Here is a 4690-nt window from a genome sequence, read left to right on the forward strand (position 1 = left end):
CTCCGCCGACAACGGAGTCCTGCTCTGCTCCCACCACCACCACCTGATCCACAAGGAACACTGGACCATCCAACCYCGCGCCGGCATCCCCTGGTTCATCCCGCCACCCCACCTGGACYCCCGCCAACAACCCAAACGAAACCACTACTTCCGATCATGAATGACTCCAGCCTTGAGACATGGACACCCGCTTATTGATCCATGAAGCGGATCCATAAGCCGAATCAACGAATGTGCCTCGTCAGAGCTGCCGCGCCATGCTGTAATGACAACTACCCAGCCTTTGAGGCAACCGCATTGGGGGACTGATCATGGCACGCAACGGAACATTCGCTGCTTTTCCGGACGGCCGCTCCGGCCTGCGGAATCCCATAGTGGTTCTCTGCGGGTTCTTCGCCGTTCTGTGCTGCTGGATCGGGATGGCCGGCTACCTGATGGTCGGCGGGCCGACGAGCGGTCTAGCCGGATTGCTCATCTTCGGAGCCGTCCCCGTGGCGGCAACCGCCGGCACATTCCTCCTGGCGCGGCGGCACCGTGCCAGTTCCCCCTCCGCGGTATCGGCTGGCTTGAAGGGCCGCCCGCCTCGAAGCGTTCCCAGACCGGGCCGCCCGGCAACTCGCGGATTCCTCGTCATCGGCGGATTCACGACGGCCCTGCTCTGGTGGATCGGCATTGCAGCTTACGCGGCCGTCGGGGGCGTTCCCAGCGGCATTGCAGGGCTGACTGTCTTCCTCGGCGTCCCAGCCCTCGCGAGCGTCGCAACCTACCTGGCGGTGCGCCGTCGGCGGGTCGGGTAGCTACCGCCCAGCCGCGTACCCCTGGGCGCCCCGCGGGTTGGCGGCGGCCTGCAATACTCCTGTGGCCGGGTCCCGGACGACGGCGGAGAGCCGGCCGAGGGTCCAGCCGCCGGCCCTCGTGACAAGATGCCCCCGGCGTTCGAGCCCCGCGATGATGTCCTCGCCCAGCCGCTCCTCCACCACGGCGCCGCCAGGTTCCCAGGTCCGCGGCCAGAACGAACCGGGCATCGACGTCGTATGGAACGTCGGCGCGTCGATGGCCTGCTGCGGCGAGTAGCCGCCCACGATGGCCCGGAGCAGGTACGGCAGTTGCCACTGGTCCTGCTGGTCGCCGCCGGGCGACCCCAATGCGGTCACCGCCCGTCCGTTCCGGAGCACCAAGGTGGGCGTCAGGGTGGTGCGAGGCCGTTTGCCCGGAGTCAGGGTGGACGGCGTTCCCGGCTCCAGCCAGGTCATCTGCAGTCTGGTCCCGAGGCAGAAGCCCAGTTCCGGGATCGCCGGCGAGGACTGCAGCCAACCGCCCGACGGCGTCGCCGAGATCATGTTTCCCCAACGGTCCACGACGTCGATGTGGCAGGTGTCGCCCCGGGTCTCCCCGCTCGGCGCCACGGTCGGCTCCCCCACGCCCAACCCCGCCGAACCGGACGCCTGCCCGGCCCCCGGACGGGACGCCTGCACGAGGCTGGCCAGCGCCGGCGGGACGTACTCGGTCCGCAGCGGCGGGAGGTAGGGTTCACGGCCCGGCACCCGCCCCGGCCGGAAGTCGTGCGACGCCCGGTCCGTGATCAGGGACCGGCGGCCCGCGCAGTACTCCTCGGACAGGAGGTACTCCAACGGCACGTTAGTGTCACCGTAATAGGCCTCACGGTCCGCCAGCGCCAGCTTCTGGGCCTCCAGGATCGTGTGTGCCCCTAGTTCGGTGGACGGATCCAGAAGCCGGTCCTCGAACCCGTCAAGGATGGCCAGGGTCTGCAGCAGCGCGGGCCCCTGACCCCACGGCCCGGTCTTGGCGATGGTGTGACCGCGGAACTCCACGGTGGCGGCCGGCTCGTAACCGGCTTCGAAGCCGGCCAAATCGGCCAGGGCCAGCACGCCCCGGTGGTCGGTGCCCGAGGAGTGCCGGTGCGGGGTCTGCACCGATGCCACCATCGCCCGGGCGACGAAGCCCTCGCGCCATTCCAGGCGGGCCGCATCGATTCGCGTCTCGCGGGTACCGGTGGAAGCCCGGCCGGCTTCGACGAGCCGTTCCAGGGTCCGGGCGTGGGCCGGGTTGCGCACCAGTTCGCCCTCGGCCGGGACCTTGCCGCCGGGCATCCACAGCTCCGCCGAGCTGGGCCAGTGCGTTTGGAATAGCTCAGCCACCGCGGCAATCGTGCCGCCGACGCGGCCCAGCATCGGGTGCCCGTCGCGGGCGTAGCCGATTGCGAACTCCAGCACCGCGTCCAGCTCCCAGGTTCCGTGGTCCCGCAACAGCAGGAGCCAGGCGTCGACGGCGGCCGGCACCGCGGCGGCCAGTGCCCCCGACCCCGGAACCAGGTCCAGGCCTTCGGCACGGTAGTGCTCCACGGTGGCCGCAGCCGGCGCCGGGCCCTGGCCCATCAGCACCACCGGCGTGCCCGGGTCGGACGCCGTCACGAAAACTCCCGTCATGTCCCCGCCCGGGCCGTTGAGGTGCGGCTCCACAACGTGCAGCACGAAGGCGCCGGCTGTGACGGCGTCGAACGCGTTGCCGCCGCGTTCGAGCACCGCCTGCGCCGCCGCCGTCGCGAGCCAATGCGTGGACGCGCTCATCCCAAAGGTGCCCTGCAAGGTGGGGCGGGTGGTGAACGGCTCAGGCGGGGTGAAGGGCATAACTCAGCCGAACAGCGCCGCTACGCGGGTCAGTGTTTCGTAGACCCCGTAGGCCAGCGGCACCCCGACGAGGGCCCAGGCCACGGCCAGTTTGCCGGTGGACGCTGTTACGGACGCCTGGGCGCCGGGGGTGTGTGCAGTGCTCATTTCAGGCCTCCATGGCGGGTTCGTGCGAAGGATTGCGGTCCGGGCGGGGTTCGTGGAATCGTTCGTCGACCGGTTTGACCAGCAGGCTGGCCACGAAACCGACCACCAGCAGCGCCACCATGGTCAGCAGTGCCGGCTGATAGGACGCGGCGGTCAACTTGCCGGGCGTCCCCTGGGCGTCGAGGATGCCGTTGACGATCAGCGGTCCCGCGACGCCGGCGGCGGACCAGGCGGTCAGCAGCCTGCCGTGGATGGCGCCGACCTGGAACGTGCCAAAGAGGTCCCGCAGGTAGGCCGGCGCGGTCGAGAAGCCGCCGCCGTAGAAGGAAATGATCAGGAACGCGAGGATCACGTAGAGGATGGTCGTGGTGGACCCTGCTAGGGCGAGCACGATGTAGAGCACCGCCCCGACGCCGAGGTACACCATGTAGATGCGCTTGCGGCCGGTCACGTCAGAGGTGGCGGACCAGGCGAAGCGCCCGGCCATGTTGCCGATGGAGAGCAGCCCGACGAAGCCGGCGGCGACGGCGGCACTGACCAGGGACGCGCCGTCGGACTGGCGGAAGAAGTCCTGGATCATCGGGGCGGCCTGTTCCAGGATGCCGATGCCGGCGGTGACGTTGCAAAACAGTGCAATCCAGACCAGCCAAAACTGCCTGGTCTTGACGGCGTTCTTGGCGGAGACGTTCTCCGTGGTGACGAGCTTGGCGGCCTTGACCTTCGTGGGGTCGAAGCCCGCGGGCTTCCAGCCTTCGGCGGGCACCTTGATGGTGAAGGCGCCGAAGAGCATGTACGCGAGATAGATGACAGCGAGGGTCAGGAAGAGCTTGCCGACGGAGTCGCCGCTGGCCACCCAGCCCTTGGCGTTGGAGTTGGGGTCGTACAGCTTCAGCAGCGCGGTGGAAACCGGGCTCGCGATGAGGGCGCCGCCGCCGAAGCCCATGATGGCCATGCCGGTCGCGAGGCCCGGCCGGTCCGGGAACCATTTGATCAGGGTGGACACCGGCGAGATGTAGCCGATGCCCAGGCCGATGCCGCCGACCACGCCGTAGCCCAGGTAGACGAGCCAGAGCTGGTGGGTGAAGATGCCGAGCGAGCCGATCAGGAAGCCGCAGGCCCAGAACACCGCGGAAGTGAACATCGCCTTGCGCGGGCCGTTCTTGTCCACCCAGGTGCCCATGATCGCGGCGGAGAGACCGAGCATCACGATGGCGATGGAGAAGATCACGCCGATTTCGGTCAGGCTGGCGCCGAAATGCTTGACCAGGGCCGTCTTGTAGACACTGGTCGCATAGGCCTGCCCGATGCAGAGGTGGACGGCGAGCGCCGCCGGCGGCACGAGCCAGCGGTTGAATCCCGGCGGCGCAATGGTTCGTTCACGGTCCAGCCAGCCCATAGGTGTTCCCCTTGCTTATCCACGACGTCGATGTCCAGCGATCTAGAGGCGAAGGACCCCAAACGTGAGCCGTTGCCTTCGGCAATCATGGTGCACATCATCAGCAAACGTACGAAATGCGCGCCGAGCGGTAGGGAATCCGCGCTAAACGGTCGCGCTACTTGCCGAGTCCGGCCTTTCGCAGCGCTTCGGCCATCGCGGTGTTGACGGGCGCCGGAACCGGCTTCGACTGAGCTGGCTGCCTGGCCGGTGTCCTGCCCCCCGGCGCTGGTCTCCCGGATGCAGGCCTCCCGGCCGGAGGCCTCCCCGGGCGCTCACCGGCCGCACCGACAGGCGCGGGCTCGTCGTCGAGCCTCAGGGTAAGCGAGATGCGCTTCCGCTCGGGATCCGCCTCCAGCACCTTGACCTTGACCACCTGCCCGGACTTGACCACCTCCCGCGGGTCGGAGACGAAGCGGTTGGCCAGCGCGGAGACGTGCACGAGGCCGTCCTGGTGAAC

Annotated in this window: 6 protein-coding genes; 2 read left to right on the top strand and 4 right to left on the bottom strand. The window is 68.7% G+C overall.

Translation table 11 applies throughout. The features are described 5' to 3' along the window. Positions 1-160 (top strand): HNH endonuclease (locus AB4Y86_RS12545; protein ID WP_441402558.1); only part of this gene is annotated, 160 nt, incomplete at its 5' end. Between the two features lie 151 nt (positions 161-311). After that, positions 312-797: a hypothetical protein gene (locus AB4Y86_RS12550; RefSeq protein WP_441402553.1), complete on the top strand. Its 486-nt coding sequence runs from the start codon at positions 312-314 to the stop codon at positions 795-797. Here the strand turns inward: AB4Y86_RS12550 and AB4Y86_RS12555 are convergent, their stop codons facing one another. The 4 genes from AB4Y86_RS12555 to AB4Y86_RS12570 form a co-directional block, all read right to left on the bottom strand. After that, complete coding sequence (locus AB4Y86_RS12555; protein WP_441402554.1) at positions 798-2648, bottom strand: gamma-glutamyltransferase family protein; 1851 nt, start codon at positions 2646-2648, stop codon at positions 798-800. It abuts the gene before it with no gap. A 3-nt stretch (positions 2649-2651) separates the two neighbouring features. Beyond that, complete coding sequence (locus tag AB4Y86_RS12560) at positions 2652-2795, bottom strand: MFS transporter small subunit (protein ID WP_441402555.1); 144 nt, start codon at positions 2793-2795, stop codon at positions 2652-2654. Between the two features lies 1 nt (position 2796). Further along, positions 2797-4191, bottom strand: coding sequence for an OFA family MFS transporter (locus tag AB4Y86_RS12565; protein WP_441402556.1), 1395 nt, complete (start codon positions 4189-4191; stop codon positions 2797-2799). Between the two features lie 157 nt (positions 4192-4348). Continuing rightward, positions 4349-4690 (bottom strand): S1 RNA-binding domain-containing protein (locus AB4Y86_RS12570; RefSeq protein ID WP_441402557.1); only part of this gene is annotated, 342 nt, incomplete at its 5' end.

Origin of the sequence: Arthrobacter sp. 2YAF22_2 (assembly GCF_052114645.1) — a bacterium.
Lineage (GTDB): Bacteria > Actinomycetota > Actinomycetes > Actinomycetales > Micrococcaceae > Arthrobacter.

Bases quoted from the DNA above. Each gene is read 5' to 3' on its own strand.
- AB4Y86_RS12555 (WP_441402554.1), bottom strand. From the start codon at position 2,648: ATGCCCTTCACCCCGCCTGAGCCGTTCACCACCCGCCCCACCTTGCAG.
- AB4Y86_RS12550 (WP_441402553.1), top strand. From the start codon at position 312: ATGGCACGCAACGGAACATTCGCTGCTTTTCCGGACGGCCGCTCCGGC.
- AB4Y86_RS12565 (WP_441402556.1), bottom strand. From the start codon at position 4,191: ATGGGCTGGCTGGACCGTGAACGAACCATTGCGCCGCCGGGATTCAAC.
- AB4Y86_RS12560 (WP_441402555.1), bottom strand. From the start codon at position 2,795: ATGAGCACTGCACACACCCCCGGCGCCCAGGCGTCCGTAACAGCGTCC.